The organism is Stenotrophomonas sp. S39, from assembly GCF_016624665.1.
Lineage (GTDB): Bacteria > Pseudomonadota > Gammaproteobacteria > Xanthomonadales > Xanthomonadaceae > Stenotrophomonas.
The window spans coordinates 1-21,625 of record NZ_JACVTT010000083.1 but is presented as its reverse complement, the minus strand read 5'-3'; the positions used below and the strand labels follow the sequence as shown (position 1 = coordinate 21,625).

Annotated in this window: 21 protein-coding genes and 2 pseudogenes; 15 read left to right on the top strand and 8 right to left on the bottom strand. The window is 68.7% G+C overall.

The window, feature by feature from the left end:
* The first annotated feature begins 130 nt into the window (after positions 1-130).
* From IAE41_RS17765 to IAE41_RS17740, 6 genes are all read left to right on the top strand, one after another.
* A complete protein-coding gene (locus IAE41_RS17765) occupies positions 131-1,879 on the top strand; it encodes a glutamine--tRNA ligase/YqeY domain fusion protein (RefSeq protein WP_200734033.1) in 1,749 nt (582 codons plus the stop codon).
* A 43-nt stretch (positions 1,880-1,922) separates the two neighbouring features.
* Complete coding sequence (locus tag IAE41_RS17760; protein WP_200734032.1) at positions 1,923-2,570, top strand: hypothetical protein; 648 nt, start codon at positions 1,923-1,925, stop codon at positions 2,568-2,570.
* 50 nt (positions 2,571-2,620) lie between these two features.
* The gene (locus IAE41_RS17755) at positions 2,621-3,346 is read left to right on the top strand and encodes a DUF6348 family protein (RefSeq protein WP_200734031.1); all 726 of its coding nucleotides are present in this window, start codon (positions 2,621-2,623) and stop codon (positions 3,344-3,346) included.
* A gap of 93 nt (positions 3,347-3,439) precedes the next feature.
* Entirely contained in the window at positions 3,440-4,000 is a 561-nt protein-coding gene (locus tag IAE41_RS17750; protein ID WP_200734030.1) for a nucleoside deaminase, read from the top strand.
* A complete protein-coding gene (rlmM, locus tag IAE41_RS17745; protein ID WP_079220696.1) occupies positions 3,984-5,051 on the top strand; it encodes a 23S rRNA (cytidine(2498)-2'-O)-methyltransferase RlmM in 1,068 nt (355 codons plus the stop codon). The genes IAE41_RS17750 and rlmM overlap by 17 nt, the downstream gene beginning before the upstream one ends.
* A gap of 49 nt (positions 5,052-5,100) precedes the next feature.
* Positions 5,101-5,493, top strand: a complete 393-nt coding sequence (locus tag IAE41_RS17740; RefSeq protein ID WP_200734029.1) for an EF-hand domain-containing protein — start codon at positions 5,101-5,103, stop codon at positions 5,491-5,493.
* Positions 5,494-5,656: 163 nt separating this feature from the next.
* On the opposite strand, the gene IAE41_RS17735 is transcribed toward IAE41_RS17740, so the two are convergent.
* Together IAE41_RS17735 and ubiH are read right to left on the bottom strand one after the other, a co-directional pair.
* Positions 5,657-6,838 carry a UbiH/UbiF family hydroxylase gene (locus IAE41_RS17735; protein WP_079220694.1) on the bottom strand — a complete coding sequence of 394 codons (1,182 nt, stop codon included), beginning with the start codon at positions 6,836-6,838 and terminating at the stop codon, positions 5,657-5,659.
* Positions 6,835-8,043, bottom strand: coding sequence for a 2-octaprenyl-6-methoxyphenyl hydroxylase (gene ubiH / locus IAE41_RS17730; RefSeq protein ID WP_200734028.1), 1,209 nt, complete (start codon positions 8,041-8,043; stop codon positions 6,835-6,837). The genes IAE41_RS17735 and ubiH overlap by 4 nt, the downstream gene beginning before the upstream one ends.
* Before the next feature lie 89 nt (positions 8,044-8,132).
* Between ubiH and IAE41_RS17725 the strand changes: the two genes are divergently transcribed.
* The 9 genes and pseudogenes from IAE41_RS17725 (at position 8,133) to IAE41_RS17685 (ending at position 17,336) form a co-directional block, all read left to right on the top strand.
* Positions 8,133-8,717, top strand: coding sequence for a hypothetical protein (locus IAE41_RS17725; RefSeq protein WP_079220692.1), 585 nt, complete (start codon positions 8,133-8,135; stop codon positions 8,715-8,717).
* Positions 8,718-8,725: 8 nt separating this feature from the next.
* Positions 8,726-9,280 (top strand): cob(I)yrinic acid a,c-diamide adenosyltransferase, encoded by a 555-nt coding sequence (locus tag IAE41_RS17720; protein ID WP_108758826.1) that lies wholly within the window; start codon positions 8,726-8,728, stop codon positions 9,278-9,280.
* A 6-nt stretch (positions 9,281-9,286) separates the two neighbouring features.
* On the top strand, positions 9,287-10,225 hold the full coding sequence (locus IAE41_RS17715) for a histone deacetylase family protein (protein ID WP_200734027.1): 939 nt from the start codon (positions 9,287-9,289) through the stop codon (positions 10,223-10,225).
* An 89-nt stretch (positions 10,226-10,314) separates the two neighbouring features.
* Positions 10,315-12,795: an LPS-assembly protein LptD gene (lptD, locus tag IAE41_RS17710; RefSeq protein WP_200734026.1), complete on the top strand. Its 2,481-nt coding sequence runs from the start codon at positions 10,315-10,317 to the stop codon at positions 12,793-12,795.
* Positions 12,792-14,111: pseudogene (locus IAE41_RS17705) on the top strand (peptidylprolyl isomerase); the annotation flags it as partial. The gene lptD and the pseudogene IAE41_RS17705, both read left to right, overlap by 4 nt.
* Positions 14,112-14,138: 27 nt before the next feature.
* Positions 14,139-15,119 (top strand): 4-hydroxythreonine-4-phosphate dehydrogenase PdxA, encoded by a 981-nt coding sequence (pdxA, locus tag IAE41_RS17700; protein ID WP_200734024.1) that lies wholly within the window; start codon positions 14,139-14,141, stop codon positions 15,117-15,119.
* Positions 15,116-15,919, top strand: a complete 804-nt coding sequence (gene rsmA / locus IAE41_RS17695) for a 16S rRNA (adenine(1518)-N(6)/adenine(1519)-N(6))-dimethyltransferase RsmA (RefSeq protein WP_200734023.1) — start codon at positions 15,116-15,118, stop codon at positions 15,917-15,919. Before pdxA ends, rsmA begins: the two co-directional genes overlap by 4 nt.
* A 13-nt stretch (positions 15,920-15,932) precedes the next feature.
* Complete coding sequence (gene apaG / locus IAE41_RS17690) at positions 15,933-16,316, top strand: Co2+/Mg2+ efflux protein ApaG (RefSeq protein WP_079220685.1); 384 nt, start codon at positions 15,933-15,935, stop codon at positions 16,314-16,316.
* 15 nt (positions 16,317-16,331) lie between these two features.
* Positions 16,332-17,336 carry a symmetrical bis(5'-nucleosyl)-tetraphosphatase gene (locus tag IAE41_RS17685; RefSeq protein ID WP_200734022.1) on the top strand — a complete coding sequence of 335 codons (1,005 nt, stop codon included), beginning with the start codon at positions 16,332-16,334 and terminating at the stop codon, positions 17,334-17,336.
* Positions 17,337-17,441: 105 nt separating this feature from the next.
* On the opposite strand, the gene IAE41_RS17680 is transcribed toward IAE41_RS17685, so the two are convergent.
* The 6 genes and pseudogenes from IAE41_RS17680 to IAE41_RS17655 form a co-directional block, all read right to left on the bottom strand.
* A complete protein-coding gene (locus IAE41_RS17680) occupies positions 17,442-17,933 on the bottom strand; it encodes a dihydrofolate reductase (protein WP_200734021.1) in 492 nt (163 codons plus the stop codon).
* 5 nt (positions 17,934-17,938) lie between these two features.
* Complete coding sequence (locus tag IAE41_RS17675) at positions 17,939-18,733, bottom strand: thymidylate synthase (RefSeq protein ID WP_108758819.1); 795 nt, start codon at positions 18,731-18,733, stop codon at positions 17,939-17,941.
* Complete coding sequence (gene lgt / locus IAE41_RS17670; RefSeq protein ID WP_200734020.1) at positions 18,730-19,617, bottom strand: prolipoprotein diacylglyceryl transferase; 888 nt, start codon at positions 19,615-19,617, stop codon at positions 18,730-18,732. The genes IAE41_RS17675 and lgt overlap by 4 nt, the downstream gene beginning before the upstream one ends.
* A 36-nt stretch (positions 19,618-19,653) precedes the next feature.
* Positions 19,654-20,148 carry a TPM domain-containing protein gene (locus IAE41_RS17665; RefSeq protein ID WP_200734019.1) on the bottom strand — a complete coding sequence of 165 codons (495 nt, stop codon included), beginning with the start codon at positions 20,146-20,148 and terminating at the stop codon, positions 19,654-19,656.
* A gap of 19 nt (positions 20,149-20,167) precedes the next feature.
* Positions 20,168-20,818 (bottom strand): annotated as a pseudogene (locus IAE41_RS17660) (TPM domain-containing protein); the annotation flags it as partial.
* A gap of 3 nt (positions 20,819-20,821) precedes the next feature.
* Entirely contained in the window at positions 20,822-21,439 is a 618-nt protein-coding gene (locus tag IAE41_RS17655) for a LemA family protein (RefSeq protein WP_200734018.1), read from the bottom strand.
* Positions 21,440-21,625: the final 186 nt, after the last annotated feature.

The window sequence follows — 21,625 nt, the reverse complement described above, 5'->3', positions numbered from 1 at the left end:
GGGGGGCCGGCACCACCCCCCCCCCTCCGGGGGGGGGGGGGGGGGGCCCGGCAACCGCAGACGCCACCCGGCAGCCCCGCCCCTGACGCGCTAAACTGTTGGTCTTTCTGCCTTTCTCTTTCGCCGACTCATGTCCGAGCACACCCCCGCCAGCCCCGAGACCCCCGCCGACAGCCACGAGAAGCGCGATTTCATCCGCCAGATCGTGCGCGAGGACCTGGCCAGCGGTAAGCACCAGGCGATCAAGACCCGCTTCCCGCCCGAGCCGAACGGCTACCTGCACATCGGCCACGCCAAGTCGATCTGCCTGAACTTCGGCCTGGCCGGTGAGTTCAGTGGTGTCTGCAACCTGCGCTTCGATGACACCAACCCGGCCAAGGAAGACCCCGAGTACGTGGCCGCCATCCAGGATGACGTGCGCTGGCTGGGCTTCACCTGGAACGAGCTGCGCCACGCCTCGGATTACTTCCAGACCTATTACCTGGCCGCCGAGAAGCTGATCGAGCAGGGCAAGGCCTACGTCTGCGACCTGTCGGCCGAGGAAGTGCGCGCCTACCGCGGCACCCTCACCGAGCCGGGCCGTCCGTCGCCGTGGCGCGACCGCAGCGTCGAGGAAAACCTGGACCTGTTCCGCCGCATGCGCGCCGGTGAATTCCCCGATGGCGCGCGCACCGTACGCGCCAAGATCGACATGGCCAGCGGCAACATCAACCTGCGCGATCCGGCCCTGTACCGCATCAAGCACGTCGAGCACCAGAACACCGGCAACGCGTGGCCGATCTACCCGATGTACGACTTCGCCCATGCGCTGGGCGATTCGATCGAAGGCATCACCCACTCGCTGTGCACGCTGGAATTCGAAGACCACCGCCCGCTGTACGACTGGTGCGTGGACAACGTCGATTTCGCCCATGACGATGCGCTGACCCAGCCGCTGGTCGACGCCGGCCTGCCGCGCGAAGCCGCCAAGCCGCGCCAGATCGAGTTCTCGCGCCTGAACATCAACTACACGGTGATGAGCAAGCGCAAGCTGATGGCGCTGGTCACCGAGCAGCTGGTGGACGGCTGGGAAGACCCGCGCATGCCGACCCTGCAGGGCCTGCGCCGCCGTGGCTACACCCCGGCCGCGATGCGCCTGTTCGCCGAACGCGTGGGCATCAGCAAGCAGAATTCGCTGATCGACTTCAGCGTGCTGGAAGGCGCGCTGCGCGAAGACCTGGACAGCGCCGCCGCGCGCCGCATGGCGGTCATCGATCCGGTGAAGCTGGTGCTGACCAACCTGGATGAAGGCCACGAAGAACAGCTGACCTTCAGCAACCACCCCAAGGACGAAAGCTTCGGCAGCCGCCAGGTGCCGTTCGCCCGCGAGCTGTGGATCGACCGCGAAGACTTCGCCGAAGTGCCGCCCAAGGGCTGGAAGCGCCTGGTGCCGGGTGGCGAAGTGCGCCTGCGTGGTGCCGGCATCATCCGCTGCGATGAAGTGGTCAAGGATGCCGATGGCACCATCACCGAGCTGCGCGGCTGGCTGGATCCGGAATCGCGCCCGGGCATGGAAGGCGCCAACCGCAAGGTCAAGGGCACCATCCACTGGGTCAGCGCCGTGCACGGCGTGCCGGCCGAGATCCGCCTGTACGACCGCCTGTTCTCGGTACCGAACCCGGACGACGAGTCGGAGGGCAAGACCTACCGCGACTACCTCAACCCGGAATCGCGCCGCACCGTCACCGGCTATGTCGAGCCGGCCGCGGCCAGCGCCACCCCGGAGCAGTCGTTCCAGTTCGAGCGCACCGGCTACTTCGTCGCCGACCGCCGCGACCACACCGAGGCCAAGCCGGTGTTCAACCGCAGCGTGACCCTGCGCGACACCTGGTCGGCCTGAGGACCTGCGCGGGCGCCGGGAAGGCGCCCGCACACTGCCGGACATGATCACCGCCCTCTCCGCCCTGCTCTGGTTCATCTCGCAGCATCCGCTGCTGACGTTCTTCGCAGCGATGGTGCTGGCCGTACTGGTCTCGTGGTGGCGGCGCTCATTCGGCTACGCCATCGTGGTGTTCCCGCTGGCGATGCTCAATGTCTTCCTCGGCAGCTTCCTCAACGCCACCTTCCTCAATGCGGTGGGCGAGCGCGGTGAAGCGGTGATCGTCCAGGCCGAGGAAACCAGCTCCACGCTCAACGAGCAGTACATCTGGCGCTATGAAGCGGTGCTGCACACCGCCGAGGGCCGCGATGTGGAGGTGGTGTTCCATACCAACACCGCCTCGCTGTGGCCGCTGGAAAACACCATCCGCATCCCGGCGCGCGACCAGCCGTTCGTGGTGAAGTACACGCCGGGTTTCCCGCGCAACTTCGTCATCCTCACCAACGAATCACCGCACGGCATCGCCCAGGCCCGCGCACGTGCGCGCGAACGGGTGGACGTGGCGGCACGCAAGCTGCATTTCAGCCCGGGCAATGCCGATTTCCGCGCGGACTATCGCCGCGAGCTGGAAACCTGGCTGCGCGACCATGGCAACGATCCGCAGCAGCAATCCGACGCACGGCGGTATCGCGCCGAACTCGACGCTCTGTAACGCCGGCCCCGCCCGGCGGCTGCGCCCCACCCTGCAAACCAGGTGCACCGATGACCACGACCGCGTCTCCCCTCCTGCCGCTGCTGCACCAGGTCCTGCTGGGCCGTGACATCGCCTGTACCGTCGATGGCCACGAACTGGTGCTGGACAGCGGTTTGCGCCTGAGCCCGCACGCGATAGGTGCCGATCCGCGCGACAACGGCGGCTGGCAGATCTCCTCGGTGATCGAGGCGCGCCATCCGGCGCTGTTCGCCGATGGCCTGTTCGAATATCAGCACGCCGTCGGCGAAGGCCCGGAAGAGGCAACCTTGTCTGGCTTCGAGAACTGGGCGCGGGTGGACCTCCCGGCCCTGCAGGCCGCCATCGGCGCCGACGACGCGCCGGAACTGCAGATGCTGACCCTGCGCTACGGCGCCGAGGAAACGGGGACGCCGCTGGCGCGCGCGGTGGTGCTGGGCCCGCTGGCGCACTACCGCAGCGAACCGGCCAACGACGCCGCTGCCTGCAGCGAGGACGACCATGGCTCGTGCCCCTGCTGCCTGTTCACCCAGAGCGTGGACGCCTTCAACGACCTGCTGAAGACCCGCCAGTTCCTCGGCATCCGCCTGTTCGCCTCGCGCGATGCGGACGGCCAGTGCGAGGCCGATTGCCGGGTGAACGGCCATGACTTCCCCGCCGCCCTGCCCCTGCTGCGCGCCTACGCCGCACGCTGGCCGCAGGCCGGGCTGGAGTTCCGCAAGCAGTACGTGGTGGTCCGCACCGACCTGGACGACTGAGCAGACACCCGCGGTGCACCCGGCTGCCGCTACACTGCGCGCCGGTTACCGAACCTGCTGCACCTCTTCCCTTCCACACGAGGCACCCCCGCGATGCTGTACGCGCAAGTCCACCTGACCCTTCCCGCCTGGATCCACGACCAGATCGACCTGGATCGTCGCTATCCCGGCGATGAGGCCAAGGTCGCGCTGGCCATCGCGCTGTCGCGGCTGAACATCGAACACGCCAGCGGTGGCCCGTTCGGCGCGGTGGTGTTCGGGCCGGAAGACAAGGTGATCGCCGCCGGCGTGAACCGGGTGATGCCGCATGCGACCTCGCTGGCGCATGCCGAGAACATGGCCTACATGCTGGCCCAGCAGCGCCTGCAGACCCCGCGCCTGAACGCCGTGCTGTCGCCGATCACCCTGGCCACCAGCTCGCAGCCGTGCTGCCAGTGCTACGGCGCCACCGTGTGGGCCGGCATCGACCGCCTGCTGATCGGCGCCAGTTCGGCCGATGTGGAAGCACTGACCCCATTTGATGAAGGCCCGCTGCCCGCAGACTGGGTCGGCGAGCTCAACAAGCGCGGCATCGAAGTCGTGCAGGGCCTGAACCGTGATGACGCCCGCAGCGTGCTGCGCGCCTATGGAGAGAGTGATGGCGCCCGTTACTGAGGCCGGCATCGGCCTGCTGTGCCTGTGCCGCCAGGGCTTCGAGCCCGAACTGGCCGGCGAACTGCAGTTCCGCGCCGGTGAAGCCGGTTTCGCGGGCTATTCGCGCACCCAGCGCAATGATGGCTACGTGCTGTTCATGTGCGACGAAGCCGCTGCGCTGGCACCGCGCCTGCGCTGGCGCGAACTGATCTTCGCCCGGCAGAAGCTGGTGGTGCTGGCCGAACTGCCGCAGCTGGATCCGGCTGACCGCATCACCCCGATGCTGGAGGTGCTGGCCGATGCGCCGCGCTTCGGCGACCTGTGGGTGGAGCACCCCGATTCGGATGCCGGCAAGCCGCTTTCGGGGCTGGCCCGCGCCTTCGGCAATGCGCTGCGCCCGGCGCTGCGCAAGGCCGGCAAGCTGACCGACAAGCCCAATGCGCGCCTGCCGCGCCTGCACGTGGTGTTCGTCGACGGTACCCATGCCTTCGTCTGCGTGGCCGACCCGGCCGACAGCGCACCGTGGGCACTGGGCATTCCGCGCCTGAAGCTGCTGCCCGAAGCGCCCTCGCGCTCGGCGCTGAAGCTGGACGAAGCGCTGCTGACCCTGCTGACCCCGGAAGAACGCGAGGCACTGGCAAAGCCCGGCATGCGTGCCGCCGACCTCGGTGCCGCACCGGGTGGCTGGACCTGGGTGCTGACCCGCCAGCACATGCACGTGCTGAGCATCGACAACGGCCCGCTGCGCCAGCACGTGCTGGACACCGGCCTGGTCGAGCACCTGCGTGCCGATGGTTTCCACTGGCACCCGGACCAGCCGTTGGACTGGATGGTCTGCGACATGGTCGAGCAGCCGCGGCGCGTGGCCGAACGCATGGCCACCTGGTTCCGTGAAGGCTGGTGCAGGCACGCGATCTTCAACCTGAAGCTGCCGATGAAGAAGCGCTGGGACGAAACCCGCCTGTGTCTGGACCTGTTCCAGGAGCAGGCCGGCAAGCCGCTGGTGGTGCGTGCCAAGCAGCTCTACCACGACCGCGAAGAGATCACCGTACTGGCCTCGCCGCTGCGCTGAGACACGACGTCCGCCGGGCATGGCCCGGCGCTACCAGGAACACGCCCGCATGCACTTTCGACTGATTCCACTCCTGATGGCCCTGCTGCCGGCCGTTGCATCGGCGCAGGTGGCCCTGCCTCCGCCGGCACAGAGTGCGCCGCTGCGCGACGACAGCGGCGTGGTACGCCAGCAGTCGCTGGCCAGTGGCCGCGTCACCGGCAGCGTCGACATCGCCGTGCCGCTGGGCGAAACGCCGGTGACCGTGCGCTCGGTCAGCCCGGCCAGCGTGGTCGGCCAGTACCGCATCCACTTCGCCGCACTGGACGTCGACGGCGATGGCTTCATCAGCCGCGAAGAAGCGCAGGCCAACCCCGCGCTGGCCGATGAATTCAATTCGCTGGATGTGAAACACCGCAGCAAGCTGGACCGCACCGACCTGGCCGGCTGGCTGATCGACTGATCCGCCTTCGCGATGTTCATCCACGCATGGCGTGGATCTACTGACTTGATTCCAAATGTCCATCCACGCATGGCGTGGATCTACAGGGGTAGCGCCGGGCCACGCCCGGCGGCATCCGTGAACCGCGCGGCGCGCTCGCCGGGCATGGCCCGGCGCTACCCGCTTACACGCCGGCGGCGCGCTTCCAGAATGCCTGCACCAGCGGCGGCCACTTGCCGACGCAGCCCAGCGCGCGGCCGCGGGCCAGGGTCAGGTGCATCTCGTCGTTGGAGAACAGGCGGTTGATCGCATCGAAGCTGTAGGCGGCGATGTGATTGTCACTGCGACGCTCGCGTGCCCAGCGCTGCAGGCGCTGCGGCGACAGGCGCGGCTGGCCACGGCGCTCGGCCGACGGCGCCAGCCACTGCTGCAGGGCGGCGACGTCGCGCAGCCCCAGGTTCACGCCCTGCCCGGCCAGCGGATGCACCACGTGGGCAGCATCGCCCAGCGCCAGCACGCGGCCGGCCACGTAGTGGCGGGCCAGCTGACGTCGCAGCGGGAACGCTGCACGCGGCGAGGCCAGGCGCAGCTCACCCAGGCGCGCGGCGAAGGCGCGGGTCAGTTCACGGTTGAAGGCCGCTTCGTCCAGCGCCAGCACGCGTGCAGCCTCGTCCTCGGGCAGGGTCCAGACAATCGAGCTGCGGCGCTCGGCCACCGGCAGCAGGGCCAGCGGCCCGCCCGGCAGGAAGCGCTGCCAGGCCGTGGCCTGGTTCGGCAGCTCGCTGTCCACATAGGCCACCACGCCACGCTGGTGGTAGTCGTGGCGCTCGACCTCGATCCCGGCCAGCTGGCGCAGGGTCGATTCGGCGCCATCGGCAGCCACCGCCAGTGCGGCATCCAGGCGACGGCCATCGTCCAGGCGCAGGCGCACGCCCTCGTCGTCCTGCTCCAGCGCTTCCACCCGCGCCGGGCAGTGCAGCTGCACGCCGGCTGCCGGCAGCGCCGCCCACAGGCGGTCCTGCAGCAGTCCGTTCTCGACGATGTAGCCCAGCTCGCGACGGCCGAAGCGATCGGCATCGAACAGCAGGTCCTCGCCACCGGCCGCATCCCACACCTGCATGCGCCGGTACGGCCAGGCACGGGCCTGGGCGATCGATGGCCACACGCCGAGGCGCTGCAGCAGCTGTACGTTGTCGGCCGCGAAGGCGAACACGCGCAGGTCCGGCTGCGCGGCCTGCCACGGCGGCGGCTCGCGGCCTTCGACCAGAGCGACCGACAGGCCGGCATCGGCCAGCGCCAGCGCACAGGCGGCACCGACCACGCCACCGCCGACGATGGCCACGTCCAGGCGCATGCGGCGGCTCATGCGGCCTCCCCACGGCACAGGCGCGGTACATCACCGCGGAAGCCCATCGCACCGCCGACCAGCATCGACTGCACCGAGGCACGCTGGGCCGCCACCAGGCCCAGGCTGCGCAGCGGCCGCAGCAGCGGCGCCGGGTTGCTGGTCAACCGCGCCAGGCCACCGGAGAACGCCACCGTCTGCCGGCGGTCCTCCTCGCGGCGGGCCACGTAGGCCTGCAGCAGGGCATCGCTGCCGGCATCGGCGGCGCCGTCTTCCAGCAGCTCGGCCAGGGTCAGCGCATCACGCAGGCCCAGGTTGAAGCCCTGCGCCCCCAGCGGATGGATGGTCTGCGCCGCATTGCCCAGCAGCACCGTGCGCTGTCCGGCCAGCGCGCGCGCCAGCACCTGGATGAGCGGGTAGGCACTGCGCGGGCCTGATTCAAGCAGGCGGCCGGCACGCCAGCCGAGCGCGTTCTGCAGGCGCTGCAGCCAGGCCGCATCGTCCAGCGCCATCACCGCCTCGGCCTGGTCGCGGGCCACGCCGTGCACGCAGCCGAAATGACGGTCGCCGCGCGGCAGCAGGGCCGTCGGCCCGGTGTCGGTGAAACGCTCCCAGGCACTGCCATCGGGCGCGCGTTGGCTGCGCACGCGTGCGACGAACAGGGTCTGCTGGAAGTCATGGCGGTCGACCTCGATGCCCAGCGCGCCGCGCACGCCACTGGCGGTGCCATCGGCGCCGACCACCAGCCGTGCCTGCAGGACGCGCTCGCCGCTCTCGTCGGCCACGCGCACCTGGCGATGGCCGTCGGCCACCTCGCCCAGGCCAAGGAAGCGCATCGGCCGGTAACGGTGCAGGCGCGGCAGTTCCTGCAGGCGCGCTTCCAGCGCCTGGCCGAAATCGCGCGCCACCACCACCTGGCCGAACCAGGGCCGGTCGTAATCGGCCGCATCGAGCTGCACGCGGCCGAAATCGCCGGCCCGGCTGACATGGATGCGCCGGATCGGGCCGGGCGCCATCGCCAGCTTCTGCATCACCCCCAGCGCGGTCAACGCGTTGACGGTGGCGGCGGCGAAACTGAGGTTGCGCTGGTCGAACACCGCCGGCAGCTCGCCGGCCGGGCTGGCCTCGAGCAGGCCCACGTCCAGGCCCAGCCGGTCCAGGGCGATGGCCAGGCTGGCTCCCACCAGGCCGCCACCGACGATCAGCACGTCATGTCGTTCACTCATGAGCCAATGATACGCGCTCGCTGCCGAACCCTGCGCCGACCCGCGCAGCGGGCTAGAATGAAAGCTGAATCCGCTCCGGGCCCGCTGCCATGTCCGACACCGCCAACCGCGCCTTCGTCCTTTCCGTGCTTGTGCTGTTGCTGGCGGCGACCCGGGTCAACCACTTCGCAGCCATCCCCGATGCGTCGTGGGCGGTGTTCTTCATCGGTGGTTTCTACCTGGCGCGCTGGACGCGCTGGGCGTTCCCGCTGCTGATGGTCTTTGCCGTACTGGTGGACTGGATCGTGATCCGCAGCAGCGGGCTGGATTTCTGGCAGCACTACTGCGTGTCGCCCGGTTACTGGCTGCTGCTGCCGGCGTACTTCTCGCTGTGGGCCGGTGGCCTGCTGCTGGGCCGCAACTACCACGGCGCGCACTGGTCGACGCTGGGCAAGGGCGTGCTGCTGCTGGTGGCCTCGGTGGCGCTGTGCCACCTGCTGGCGCAGGGTGGCTTCTACTGGACCACCCGCAACGTGGCCGAGCCGACCGTGGCCGGCTGGGCGCAGAACTACGCACAGTGGTTCGGCCCCTACCTGCGCACCACCGCCCTCTACGTGGCGCTGGCCGCGGCCCTGCAGCTGGCGGTCGAGCAGGTGCTGAAGCTGCAGCAGGCCCGCCGCGACATCCACCACTGAGCGATCGCATGGGCCACCGTCTTTCGCGCATCTACACCCGCACCGGCGATGACGGCAGCACCGGCCTCGGCGATGGCAGCCGGGTCGGCAAGGACGACCTGCGCGTGGCCTCGTACGGCACGGTGGATGAAGCCAACGCCGCGCTCGGCCTGCTGCTGGCCGCCGCGCTCCCCGACGACGTGCGCGCGCTGGTGGTCCATCTGCAGCACCAGTTGTTCGACCTGGGCGCCGAACTCTGCGTGCCCGGCCACGCCGCCATCCATGCCGCCGACATCTCGGCGCTGGAACAGCAGCTGGACCACTACAACGCCGACCTGCCGATGCTGAAGGAATTCATCCTGCCGGCCGGCGGCGAAGCGGCCGCGCGCTGCCACCTGGCGCGCACCATCGTGCGCCGTGCCGAGCGTGAGACCGTCGCCCTGGCGCGGGTGGAAAGCGTGCGCAGCGAGGCGCTGCAATACCTCAACCGGCTGTCGGACCTGCTGTTCGTGCTGTCGCGGGTGCTGGCCCGCGCCGACGGCCACGGCGAGGCCCTGTGGCAGCCGCAGCACCGGCAGCGCTGATCCCCGATGCTGGTCTATACCCACCCCTCCTGCCTGCTGCACGATCCCGGCCCCGGCCATCCCGAATGCCCGCAGCGGCTGCAGATGGTGCTCGATGCCCTGCACCAGGCCTTCCCCGGCCAGCTGGAATGGCGGCAGGCACCGCCCGCCAAGTTCGGTGAACTGAGCCGGGTACACGACAGCGCCCTGCTCGACTTCGTGCTGCAGCCGCAGACCACGCCGCTGCGCCAGCTGGACATGGACACCTGGACCTCGCCCGGCTCGGCCAGTGCCGCCGTGCACGCCGCCGGCGCCGGCGTTGCCGCGGTCGATGCGGTGATGCTGGGCGATGACCCCTTGGCCTTCTGCGCGGTGCGCCCGCCCGGCCACCACGCCACCAGCAGTACGGCGATGGGCTTCTGCCTGCTCAACAACATCGCCGTGGCCGCCGCCTACGCCCGCGACCGGCACGGGCTGGAACGCATCGCGGTGGTGGACTTCGACGTCCACCACGGCAACGGCACCCAGGACATCTTCCAGCACGACGCCCGGGTGTCGTACTACAGCACCCACCAGGCCGGGCTGTTCCCCAATTCGGGCCTGCGCCGCGACCGTGGCGCCGGCAACCTGATGAACATCCTGCTGCCGCCGGGCAGTGGCGGTTTCCGCTTCCGCAACGTCTGGGCCGACGAGATGCTGCCGGCCATCGACGATTTCCGCCCGCAGCTGCTGCTGGTCTCGGCCGGCTTCGACGCGCACCTGCGCGACCCGCAGGCCGACCTGATGCTGGAAACCGACGATTTCGCCTGGGTCACCGCCGAACTGCACGCGCTGGCCCGCCGCCATGCAGCCGGCCGGGTGGTATCCATGCTCGAGGGCGGCTACGACCTGCAGGCCCTGTCCGAATGCACCGTGGCCCATGTCCAGGCCCTGCTGGACGGGGCCGCCGGACCACGGGCTGGATGAACCCGAACCGCCAGCAGGGGGGCGCCTTCATTGCCCCTATGCAGCGGATGGGGCAATCTACCGTCCGTTTTCGCCCGAATCCGAACCGCGTGCGCCGAGCCCTCCGCCTGCTTCCCCTGCCCCTGAGCATCGCCGTCTGCCTTCCCGCGATGGCCGATGACAAGCCGCTCAACTGGGGCCTGTGCCCGGCAACCGAGGTCATTCCCGCCTTCACCGATGCCCCCACCCCGGTGCCCGGGCAGGACAAGGCCGCCGCCAGCGCCGAGCGCGAGCAGCAGCCCACCGACATCGAGGGTGACCAGCTGCTGGGCACCACCACCGTGCCGCAGTACCAGGGCAACGTGGCGCTGCGCCGTGGCGACCAGTTCGTCGGTACCGACAAGCTCAGCTTCGACACCGAGAGCGGCAACTACATCGCCGACGGCAATGTCCGCTACCAGGACGCGTCGATCCGCATGATCGCCAAGCGTGCCGAAGGCAACCAGGAAAGCGACACCCACAAGATCACCGACATCCAGTACCAGCTGGTGTCGCGCCGTGGCAACGGCGATGCCGAATCGGTCGACCTGCAGGGCGCCGTCGGCCAGATGCACCGTTCGACTTACACCACCTGCGATCCCTCGCAGCCGGTGTGGAAGCTGTCGGCGCCGGAAATCGAAGTGGACAACGACGAAGGCTTCGGTACCGCGCGCAATGCCGTGCTGCGCATCGGCAAGGTGCCGGTGCTGTGGGCGCCGTACTTCAAGTTCCCGATCGACGACCGCCGCAAGACCGGCCTGCTGTTCCCGCAGCTGGGCATGTCCGGCCGCAACGGCTTCGACTACGCCCAGCCGATCTACCTGAACCTGGCGCCGAACTACGACGACACGCTGACGCCGCGCTACATGAGCCGGCGCGGCCTGATGCTCGACAACGAGTTCCGCTACCTCTACAACGGCGGCCGCGGCGAGCTGCTGACCGCCTACATGCCCAACGACGAGCTGCGCGACCGCGACCGCGGCCGGGTGATGTTCAACGGTTACCACAACGTGGACAGCCACTGGCAGGCACGCGCCAACCTGGCCTGGGTCAGTGACGAGCGCTATGTCGAGGACTTCGCCAACCGCCTGGTCGGCGTGACCGCGTCCAACCTGCAGAGCACCATCGGCCTGTACGGCACCGGCAAGGACTGGACCGCCGGCATCATGGCCGACCGCTGGCAGCTGACCGATTACACGCTGGACGAGCGCGCCCTGGCCTACAACCGCCAGCCGCGGCTGTACTTCAACTGGGACAAGTCGCTGCTGCCGTGGCTGGAGACCGGCGTCTACTCCGAGGCCGTGCGCTTCACCCATGACGACGTCAACTTCAAGTACGACGCCAGCGCCGGCGAAGACCTGCAGTACAAACGCAACGGTCTGACCCAGCGGGTGTACGGCGGTTCGCGCCTGGACGTCAAGCCGTACGTGTCGTTCCCGATCAGCGGCGCGGCCTGGTACGTCACCCCGACGCTGGCCTACCGCTACACCGCCTACCAGCTTGACCGCGGCCTGGCCGACAGCATCCGCAGCAACGTGCTGACCTCGCAGAACGTCGATACGAGCACGCTGAGCGCCGATCAGCTGCGCGGCAACACCTCGCCGACCCGCGCCCTGCCGATCGCCAGCCTCGACGCCGGCCTGTTCTTCGACCGTGACACCACGATCGGCGGCAAGTCCTTCCTGCAGACCCTGGAGCCGCGCCTGTTCTACCTGCGCACGCCCTACCGCAACCAGGACGACCTGCCGATCTTCGATACCCGTGACTTCACCTTCAGCTGGGGCCAGCTGTTCCGCGACTCGCGCTATACCGGCGCCGACCGCCAGAACGACGCCAACCAGCTGACCGTGGCGCTGAGCACCCGCTTCATCGACCAGACCACGGGCAGGGAACGCTTCTCGGCCTCGATCGGCCAGATCCAGTACTTCGACGAGTCGCGGGTGACCGTGACCCCGGGCGGCGCCCCGGTGGAAAAGGGCAAGTCGGCCTGGATCGCCGATTCGAACTACATGATCAACGACCGCTGGACCCTGGGCGCCACCTATCAGTGGGACCCCAAGTACAAGCGCGAGGATCTGGCCAGCGTCCGTGCCCGCTACCTGATGCCGAACGACGGCGTGGTCAACCTGAGCTACCGCTACCGCATCAACGCCGGTGCGGCGGCCAACGCCACCAAGGAACAGCGCACCCTGCTGGAACAGGCCGACCTGTCGTTCCTGTACCCGCTGAACGAGCGCTGGAGCCTGGTGGGCCGCTATTACTACTCCATCCAGGACAGCAAGCCGCTGGAAATCATCGGTGGCGTGCAGTGGGACAGCTGCTGCCTGGCGGTCCGCGCCGTGGCCCGCCGCTACGTGCGCAACCGCGAAGGTGAACTGAACAATTCCATCCAGCTCGAGTTCGTGCTCAAGGGCCTGAGCTCGCTGGGCCAGGACACGGACCGCACTCTGCGCCGTGCTATCCTCGGCTACAACCGCGACGACCTCTATCTCGTGCCGCCCAGCAACACCGGGGCGACCCGGGACGACTACGATCCAAACCAGATCCCATGACCAAGAGCTTCCCCGTCCTACTCGCTTCGCTGCTGGCCGTGTCCAGCGTGTCCGCCCCCCTCCAGGTCATCGCCCAGGAGGCTCAGCCGCTGGACCGCATTGCAGCCATCGTCGATGAGGACGTGGTCCTGCAGAGTGAACTGCAGCGCGCGATCATCAACATCAAGGCCCAGTACGCCGGCCGCGAGAACCAGCTGCCGCCCGATGACGTGCTCAGCCGCCAGGTCCTCGAGCGCCTGGTGCTGGTCAAGCTGCAGGTCGCCCGCGCCCAGGGCAGCGGCATCCGCATCAGCGACCAGGAACTGAACCAGGCGATGAACTCGATCGCCCAGCAGAACGGTTCCAACCTGGACGCCCTGCGTCAGCGCCTGGCCAGCGACGGCATCGATTTCGCCGATTTCCGCTCTTCGGTGCGTGACGAGATCACCGTGCAGCGCCTGCGCCAGAGCTTTGCGCAGAGCCGCATCAGCGTCAGCGAGGGCGAGGTCGATGCTGCCCTGAAGCAGCAGGCCACCGCCGGCAACCAGTACCACCTGGCACACATCCTGGTGGCCCTGCCCGACGGCGCCACTGCCGAGCAGATCGCCACCGGCCAGAAGAAGGCCGACGGCGTGAAGGCGCTGCTGGACAAGGGCGAGCTGGACTTCAACGCTGCCGCCGTGCGCTATTCCGACAGCCCCAACGCGCTGGAAGGCGGCGACCTGGGCTGGCGTACCCTGGATGAAATCCCGGCTGCATTCGCCCAGATGATGGAGCAGATGAAGCCCGGCGACGTGGTCGGCCCGATCCGCGGCCCGAGCGGCTTCCAGCTGCTGAAGGTGGTGGAAGTGCGTGATGCCAACGCCGCCGCCGGCAACCACACCGTGACCGAGTACCACGGCCGCCACATCCTGGTGCGCGTGGACGACAACCAGACCGACGCGGCCGCCAAGGCCAAGATCGATACCCTGCGTGCCCGCATTGCCGGTGGTGCCGATTTCCAGGCCGTTGCCAAGGAATCCTCGGAAGACGCCAACAGCAAGGGTCAGGGCGGCGATCTGGGCTGGTTCCCGGCCGATGCCTTCGGTCCGGCGTTCGGCCAGCAGGTCGAGGGCATCCAGGATGGCGGCGTCAGCCAGCCGTTCCGTACCGATGCCGGCTGGCATATCGTGCAGCGCGTTGCCACGCGCCAGACCGACGTGACCAGCGACAACCAGCGTGCCCAGGTCCGCGAGACCATCGGCCGCCGCAAGCTGGAAGACGAGTACAACCGTTTCCTGCAGGAACTGCGTGGCGAAGCCTACGTCAGCTTCCGCAGTGGCGACCGCGCGGAAAACACCACCACGCCGCAGCAGCCCTGACCGATGCGCCCCGAGCTCGCTCTGGTACCGGGCGAGCCGGCGGGGATCGGCCCGGAACTGTGCGTCCGCCTTGTCCAGCAGCCGCGTGATGATTGCCGGCTGCTGGCCTTCGCCGACCCGGATACCCTGCGCGCGGCCGCGGCCGCGCTGAAGCTGCCCCTGCAGCTGCTGCCCGAGGATGCCGAGGCCCGCCTGCCGGGCGATCTGCGCCTGCGTCCGCTGGCCAATGCCACCCCCAGCCATTTCGGCCAGACCCACCCCGCCAATGCGGGCGCGGTGATCGGCGCGTTGCTGGCCGCCGGCCAGGCCTGCCTCTCCGGCGAGCTGCATGGCGTGGTCACCGGCCCGGTGCACAAGGCGGTCATCAACCAGGGCGGTATTGCCTACAGCGGCACCACCGAACTGCTGGCCGACCAGGCCGGGGTGAAGGTGGTGATGATGCTGGCCAACGACATCGTGCGCGTGGCCCTGGCCACCACCCACCTGCCGTTGCGCGAGGTGGCCGATGCCATCACCGCGCCCAGCCTGGAACACACCCTGCGCACCGTGCATGCCGCGCTGCGCCGCGAGTTCGGCCTGCCGGCGCCCCGCATCGCCGTGCTCGGCCTGAACCCGCATGCCGGCGAAGACGGCCACCTCGGCCGCGAGGAACTGGACCTGGTCATTCCCCTGCTGCAGCGCCTGCGCGCGGAGGGCATGGACCTGGTCGGGCCGCTGCCGGCCGATACCGCCTTCCTGCCGGCCAAGCTGGCCGGTTTCGACACCGTGCTGGCCATGTACCACGACCAGGGCCTGCCGGTGCTGAAGTATTCCGGCTTCGAACAGGCCGTGAACCTGACCCTGGGCCTGCCCTACCCGCGCGTGGCCGTCGACCACGGCACGGCGCTGGAGCTGGCCGGACGTGGCATCGCCGACCCCTCCAGCCTGCAGGCCGCAACGGCGCTGTGTGCGCGGCTGGCCCGGCAACGTACACTGAGCGCATGAATTCCCCGCATTCCCCCTCCGGCCCGGTGTTCACCGCCCCGGCCAAGAAGCAGCTTGGCCAGCATTTCCTGGCCGACCGCCACTACATCGACAAGATCGTGATGGCGGTCAATCCCAAGGACGGTGACCGCCTGGTCGAGATCGGCCCCGGCCAGGGCGCGATCACCCTGCCCCTGCTGCGCGTTCATCCGAAGCTGACGGTGATCGAGTTCGACCGCGACCTGATCGCGCCGCTGACCGCCGCCGCCGAACCGCTGGGCGATCTGACCATCGTCCAGGGCGACGTGCTGCGCGTGGATTTCACCGCGCTGGCCGCCGGCAAGCCGATCCGCCTGGTCGGCAACCTGCCCTACAACATCTCCTCGCCCATCCTGTTCCACGCGCTGGAGCACGCCGCGGTCGTCCGCGACATGCACTTCATGCTGCAGAAGGAAGTGGTGGACCGCATGGCCGCCGGCCCGGGCAGCAAGGTCTATGGCCGCCTCAGCGTGATGCTGCAGGCCTACTGCCAGGTCACCTCGCTGTTCGTGGTGCCGCCGGGCGCGTTCCGGCCGCCGCCGAAGGTCGATTCGGCCGTGGTGCGGCTGGTGCCGCGCGATCCGGCCAGCATCACCATCGCCGACCACAAGCGCTTTGCCGAGGTGGTCAAGGCCGCCTTCGGCCAACGCCGCAAGACCCTGCGCAATGCGCTCAACAACGTCGTGACGGCCGAGCAGTTCGTGGCCGCCGGCGTGCGCCCCGATGCCCGTGCCGAACAGCTGGATGTGGCTGAATTCATCGCTTTGGCCAATGCCACCTGATTACACTGCCGGTATGGAAGACGCTGACGTTTACGCCATTACTGTCGAGGTTGCTCCGCGTTTCCTCGACGATCAATCCGCGCCGGAAGACGGCCGGTATGCGTTCGCCTACACGATCCGCATCCACAACCAGGGGCGCGTTGCCGCACGTCTGGTCGCCCGCCACTGGCGCATCACCGATGCCAACGGTCGCGTCGAGCATGTCGATGGCGATGGGGTGATCGGCGAACAGCCGCGCCTGCGCCCGGGTGAAGACTTCCGTTACACCTCCGGTGTCATGCTCGGGACCGACCACGGGACCATGCAGGGTCACTACGACATGGTTGCCGATGACGGCACCGAATTCGCCGCGCCGGTCGCACCTTTCGTGCTGGCCGTGCCGCGTACCCTGCACTGACACGGAGGCCGGACGATGAGTGTATGGGCGATCGGCGACCTGCAGGGCTGCTACGACGTTACCCAGCGACTGCTGGAAAAAATCCGCTTCGACCCGGCGCAGGACACCCTGTGGTTCTGTGGCGACCTGGTGAACCGCGGCGGGCAGTCGCTGGAGACCCTGCGCCTGGTGCATTCGCTGCGCGAGCACAGCGTGGTGGTGCTGGGCAACCATGATCTTTCGCTGCTGGCTGTCGGTGCACGCACCGAAGAAGAGCAGCGCAAGGTCAACCCGGACCTGCTGCGCATCGTGCAGGCCGAGGACCGCGACGAACTGCTGGACTGGCTGCGCCTGCAGAAGCTGGTGCACGTGGACCGCGAGCTGGGCTGGATGATGGTGCATGCCGGCCTGGCGCCGAAGTGGACCACGCAGATGGCAGAGAAGCACGCCGCCGAGGTGGAAGTGCAGCTGCATGGCGCCGGCTACCGCAAGCTGTTCCGCAACATGTATGGCGACAAGCCGAGCTGGGCACCGAACCTGTCCGGCTACGACCGCTCGCGCGCGATCATCAACGTGCTCACCCGCATGCGCTACTGCACCCCGCGCGGGCGCATCGGCATCGAGGACAAGGGCACGCCGGGCACCCAGGAACAGGGGCTGTACCCCTGGTTCGAAGTGCCGGGCCGGGTCGAGCGCGACCTGAAGGTGGTCTGTGGCCACTGGTCGGCGCTGGGCCTGACCATCACCCAGGGCGTGCACGCCATCGACACCGGTGCGGTGTGGGGCGGCAAGCTCACCGCCATCCAGCTCGATACCGATGAACTGCGCGTGGTGCAGGTGCCCGGCCGTGATGTGCCGGCACCGGTGGCCAATGCACGCCCGCCGGCACGACCGGCGCATGAGCGGCCGGCCGCGGCTGCGCAGGACAAGGACAAGGACAAGGAAGCGGCCGCAGCACCGGCTGCCAGCCGTGGCCCGCGTCGTCGCCGTCGTCGTGGCGGTGGTGGTGGCAACGGCAACAGCTCGCCGCCGCAGGGCTGAGGCCTGTACGGGTAGAGTCGACTGTCAGTCGACTCGCGCGCGCCGCGCGGGGTTTTCCGCGATCTGATGGAGGAGCAGTCGACCAACGGTCGACTCTACCCTGGGTCAGCGACGCACGTAGTGCACGAACCGGAACGCGTAGGCGTGGCGCGCATCAGCCGGATGCGGCTCACTGCTGGTTTCCTGCCAGATGCCCGGATCCACCTCGGGGAAATGGGTGTCGGCGGGCACCTCGGCATCCACCCAGGTGAGGTACAGATCGCTGGCCTGGTCCAGCAGCTGGCGGAAGATCTCGCCGCCGCCGATGATGCACAGCTCGCTGGCACCCTCGCCCTCCGCAATGGCCCTTGCTTCATCCAGCGAGGCGACCGCGCGCATGCCCTCGAACGGCACCTGGCCGCTGCGGGTCAGTACCAGGTTGGTCCGCCCCGGCAGCACCCGGCCGATCGACTCGGCGGTCCTGCGCCCCATCAGGATCGGTTTGCCCAGGGTGAGCGCCTTGAAGTGCTTGAAGTCGTCCGGCAGGTGCCAGGGCATGGCGTTGCCCTGGCCGATGCCACGATTGCGGTCCAGTGCCACGATCATCGAGAGTTTCATTGCACTCACACCGCCACCGGGGCCTTGATGGCCGGGTGCGGGTCGTAACCATCGATGCGGATGTCGTCGAACTGGAAGCCGAACAGATCGGTCACCTCCGGGTTCAGCCACAGCTTCGGCAGCGCGCGCGGTTCACGCGACAACTGCTCGCGCGCCTGCTCGTAGTGGTTCGAATACAGGTGCGCATCGCCCAGGGTGTGCACGAAGTCGCCCACGCCCAGGCCGGTGGCCTGCGCCACCATGTGGGTCAGCAGCGCGTAGCTGGCGATGTTGAACGGCACGCCCAGGAAGATGTCACCGCTGCGCTGGTACAGCTGGCAGCTGAGCTTGCCGTCGACCACGTAGAACTGGAACAGGTTGTGGCACGGCATCAGCGCCATCTGCGAAAGCTCGCCCACGTTCCAGGCGCTGACCACCAGCCGGCGCGAATCGGGGTTGCGCTTGATCTCGTCCACCAGCCACTGCATCTGGTCGATTTCACGGCCATCGGCGGTGGCCCAGCTGCGCCACTGCTTGCCGTAGACCGGGCCGAGGTCGCCGTTCTCGTCGGCCCACTCGTCCCAGATGCGCACCTGGTTGTCCTTCAGGTAGCCGATGTTGGTATCGCCCTTCAGGAACCACAGCAGCTCGTGGATGATCGAGCGCAGGTGCAGTTTCTTGGTGGTGACCAGCGGGAAGCCTTCGTTGAGGTCGAAGCGCATCTGCCAGCCGAACACGCTGCGGGTACCGGTACCGGTGCGGTCACTCTTCTCCGCACCGTGCTCAAGCACATGCGAGAGCAGGTCCAGGTAGGCCTTCATGCCTTGCCCTCCGCGGCCACCAGCGGCTGCGGCTGCAGCACCGGTGCGCGGCGCGAGAGGGCCAGCAGCACCAGGCCGAAGGCGATGAGCGGCACGCACAGGATCTGGCCCTTGGTCAGCCAGCCGAAGGCCATGTAGATGCCGTTGTCCGGCATGCGCACGAACTCCACCGCAAAGCGGAAGATGCCGTACAGCAGCGCGAACAGGCCACCGATCAGGTAGCGGTGGCGCGGCTTGGCCGATACCACCCACAGCACCACGAACATCACCAGGCCTTCCAGGAACGCTTCATACAGCTGCGACGGATGGCGGGCGTACGGGTTCAGTGCGCCGGTGGCGAACTGCGCCTGCAGGGTGGCGGTGTCGAGCTGGTTCAGCGGTGCCGGCAGGCCGGACGGGAACACCACGCCCCAGCTGCCATCGGTGTACTTGCCCCACAGCTCGGCGCCGATGAAGTTGCCGATGCGGCCGAAGCCCAGGCCCAGCGGCACCAGCGGGGCCATGAAATCCATGGTGTCGAAGAAGTGCAGCGCGTGCTTGCGCGACCACCACCAGCAGGCCGCGATGACGCCCAGCAGGCCGCCGTGGAAGCTCATGCCGCCGTCCCACACCTTGAACAGCAGCAGCGGGTTGTGCAGGAAATCGCCCAGCGCATAGAACAGCATGTAGCCGATGCGCCCGCCCAGGACCACGCCGAGCATCGCGTAGAACAGCAGGTCGGAGAACCCGTTGGCATCGACGCCCGGCAGGCGGCCTTCGGCGATGCGCTTGCGGCCCAGCAGCCAGGCTGCAGTGAAGCCCAGCAGGTACATGATGCCGTACCAGTGCACCTTGATCGGCCCCAGCGAAAGGGCGATGGGGTCGATGTCGTGGAAATAGATCATGGAAGCTGCCTTGCGGGAGTACGGGTATTTTAAGGCTCAACCCAGGATCTGCGGGGTGTCGGGCAGGCCGTCATCATCGGACCGCGTGGCGGCCGGAAAGTGCCCCTCCACCAGCGCGGAGACCTCGTCGATGGCGCTGCGCAGCGCCTCGACCGGGTTGGACCCGCGCAGGCCCTCGCGCAGATGGGTGCAGATCCGCTGCCACTGCGCCGGGCTGACCCGGCCATGCAGGCCGCGGTCGGCCACGATCTCGATGGCGTGGTCGGCCAGCAGCAGGTAGATCAGCACGCCGTTGTTGTGGTGGGTATCCCAGGTGCGCAGCTGGGCGAAGGCCTGCTCGGCCGCCTGCCGCGGGGTCACGCCCCGCCACAGCGCGGGCAGCGGCAGGTCCGCCTCCACCGCGAACATCACCTGGCCACCGTGGCGGGCCTCGCCGGTGGCGATGGCCTCGGTGATGGCCTGCAGGGTGCCCGGCGGGAACGCACGCCGCACCGAGGGTGCCAGGAGATGGCGACACAGGCGCCGGATCATCACCAGCCCCCCGAGGCGCCGCGCCACCGCCGCCCAGCAGGCCGCGCAGCGGGCGTGGCACCCGTGAGAACACCCCACGCAGGATGCTGCCGGCGAACACGCCGATGAACAGCGCCAGGATCCAGGTATCGCCGCCACCACCCGGCTCGCGGCCACGATGGCCACTGACCGGCGCCGGCAGCGGCTCGCCGTCGACCAGCTTGACCAGCACGGCCGTCGCATCGGTGATGCCGCCAGCGTAATCGCCGCTGCGGAAGCGCGGCACCAGGTATTCCTGGATGACCCGGTTGGCGATGGCATCGGGAATGGCGCCTTCCAGGCCGTAGCCCGGTTCGATGCGAACGCGGCGATCGTCCTTGGCCACCACCAGCAGCACACCGTCATCCACGCCCTTGCGGCCGATCTGCCACTGGTCGAAGACGCGGGTGGTGTACTGGGCGATGTCCTCCGGCTGCGTGCTGGGCACCACCAGCACCTGCAGCTGGCTGCCCTTGCGCTGCTGCAGCGCCAGCGCCTGCTGCACCAGCGCCTGCTTCTGCGTGGCATCGAGGGTGCCGGTGGTGTCGACCACCGGCGAATCGAGCGCGGGAATCGGCGCCAGCTGCTGCGCCTGCGACGCCAGCGGCAGCCACAGCAGGAGCGCCAGCAGCAGCGCGGTGGCCAGGCGCATGACTCAGTGCGCCGGCTGCGGTGCCGGCTGCTGCGGCGCGTTGCCGAAATCGACCGCCGGCGCGTTGGAGATCTGCGCCTCGTTGTCGACGCTGAAGTTGGGCTTGGGCTGGTAGCCGAAGATCTTCGCGGTGACCAGCTGCGGGAACGAGCGGATGTAGGTGTTGTAGTCCTGCACCTGCTGGATGTACCGGCCGCGGGCGACGGTGATGCGGTTCTCGGTGCCTTCCAGCTGGGCCTGCAGATCGCGGAAGTTGGCATCGGACTTCAGCACCGGGTAGTTCTCGGAGACCACCAGCAGCCGCGACAGCGCGCTGCCGAGTTCGCCCTGGGCCTGCTGGAACTGCTTGAGCGAAGCTTCATCGTCAGCGTTGACGTTGATCTGGCCAACCCGCGAGCGGGCGTTGGTGACTTCGGTCAGCACGCGCTCTTCCTGGCTGGCGAAGCCTTTGACGGTCTGCACCAGGTTGGGCACCAGGTCGGCGCGGCGCTTGTACTGGTTGAGCACTTCGGACCAGCTGGCCTTGACCGCTTCATCCTTCTGCTGGATGGCGTTGTAGCCGCAGCCGGAGAGCAGTGAGGCCAGCAGCAGCAGGGGCAGGACGCGGGTGAACAGGCGCATGGCGGGAGTTCCGGGTGGACTGGCTGCCGAGCATGCCATGGTTCGCGTTAACGCCAGCGTGGAGGTCGGGGATGTCGGCCAACGGGCTGGGCCCCCTCCGCGGTGGGTGTGGGTGTGGGTGTGCTGGTTATGCGGGTTTGGCCGGGAGGGGGGGTTTGCTGGGGGGCGCGGCAAGTACCTCCCATT

Excerpts from the sequence above, each read along its gene's own strand:
- IAE41_RS17680 (WP_200734021.1), bottom strand. The coding sequence starts at position 17,933 with ATGAAACTCTCGATGATCGTGGCACTGGACCGCAATCGTGGCATCGGC.
- IAE41_RS17740 (WP_200734029.1), top strand. The coding sequence starts at position 5,101 with ATGCACTTTCGACTGATTCCACTCCTGATGGCCCTGCTGCCGGCCGTT.
- rlmM (WP_079220696.1), top strand. The coding sequence starts at position 3,984 with ATGGCGCCCGTTACTGAGGCCGGCATCGGCCTGCTGTGCCTGTGCCGC.
- IAE41_RS17735 (WP_079220694.1), bottom strand. The coding sequence starts at position 6,838 with ATGAGCCGCCGCATGCGCCTGGACGTGGCCATCGTCGGCGGTGGCGTG.
- IAE41_RS17750 (WP_200734030.1), top strand. The coding sequence starts at position 3,440 with ATGCTGTACGCGCAAGTCCACCTGACCCTTCCCGCCTGGATCCACGAC.
- apaG (WP_079220685.1), top strand. The coding sequence starts at position 15,933 with ATGGAAGACGCTGACGTTTACGCCATTACTGTCGAGGTTGCTCCGCGT.
- IAE41_RS17665 (WP_200734019.1), bottom strand. The coding sequence starts at position 20,148 with ATGATCCGGCGCCTGTGTCGCCATCTCCTGGCACCCTCGGTGCGGCGT.
- ubiH (WP_200734028.1), bottom strand. The coding sequence starts at position 8,043 with ATGAGTGAACGACATGACGTGCTGATCGTCGGTGGCGGCCTGGTGGGA.
- IAE41_RS17725 (WP_079220692.1), top strand. The coding sequence starts at position 8,133 with ATGTCCGACACCGCCAACCGCGCCTTCGTCCTTTCCGTGCTTGTGCTG.
- lgt (WP_200734020.1), bottom strand. The coding sequence starts at position 19,617 with ATGATCTATTTCCACGACATCGACCCCATCGCCCTTTCGCTGGGGCCG.
- IAE41_RS17715 (WP_200734027.1), top strand. The coding sequence starts at position 9,287 with ATGCTGGTCTATACCCACCCCTCCTGCCTGCTGCACGATCCCGGCCCC.
- IAE41_RS17675 (WP_108758819.1), bottom strand. The coding sequence starts at position 18,733 with ATGAAGGCCTACCTGGACCTGCTCTCGCATGTGCTTGAGCACGGTGCG.
- IAE41_RS17760 (WP_200734032.1), top strand. The coding sequence starts at position 1,923 with ATGATCACCGCCCTCTCCGCCCTGCTCTGGTTCATCTCGCAGCATCCG.
- IAE41_RS17720 (WP_108758826.1), top strand. The coding sequence starts at position 8,726 with ATGGGCCACCGTCTTTCGCGCATCTACACCCGCACCGGCGATGACGGC.
- rsmA (WP_200734023.1), top strand. The coding sequence starts at position 15,116 with ATGAATTCCCCGCATTCCCCCTCCGGCCCGGTGTTCACCGCCCCGGCC.
- pdxA (WP_200734024.1), top strand. The coding sequence starts at position 14,139 with ATGCGCCCCGAGCTCGCTCTGGTACCGGGCGAGCCGGCGGGGATCGGC.
- IAE41_RS17755 (WP_200734031.1), top strand. The coding sequence starts at position 2,621 with ATGACCACGACCGCGTCTCCCCTCCTGCCGCTGCTGCACCAGGTCCTG.
- IAE41_RS17685 (WP_200734022.1), top strand. The coding sequence starts at position 16,332 with ATGAGTGTATGGGCGATCGGCGACCTGCAGGGCTGCTACGACGTTACC.
- IAE41_RS17765 (WP_200734033.1), top strand. The coding sequence starts at position 131 with ATGTCCGAGCACACCCCCGCCAGCCCCGAGACCCCCGCCGACAGCCAC.
- IAE41_RS17655 (WP_200734018.1), bottom strand. The coding sequence starts at position 21,439 with ATGCGCCTGTTCACCCGCGTCCTGCCCCTGCTGCTGCTGGCCTCACTG.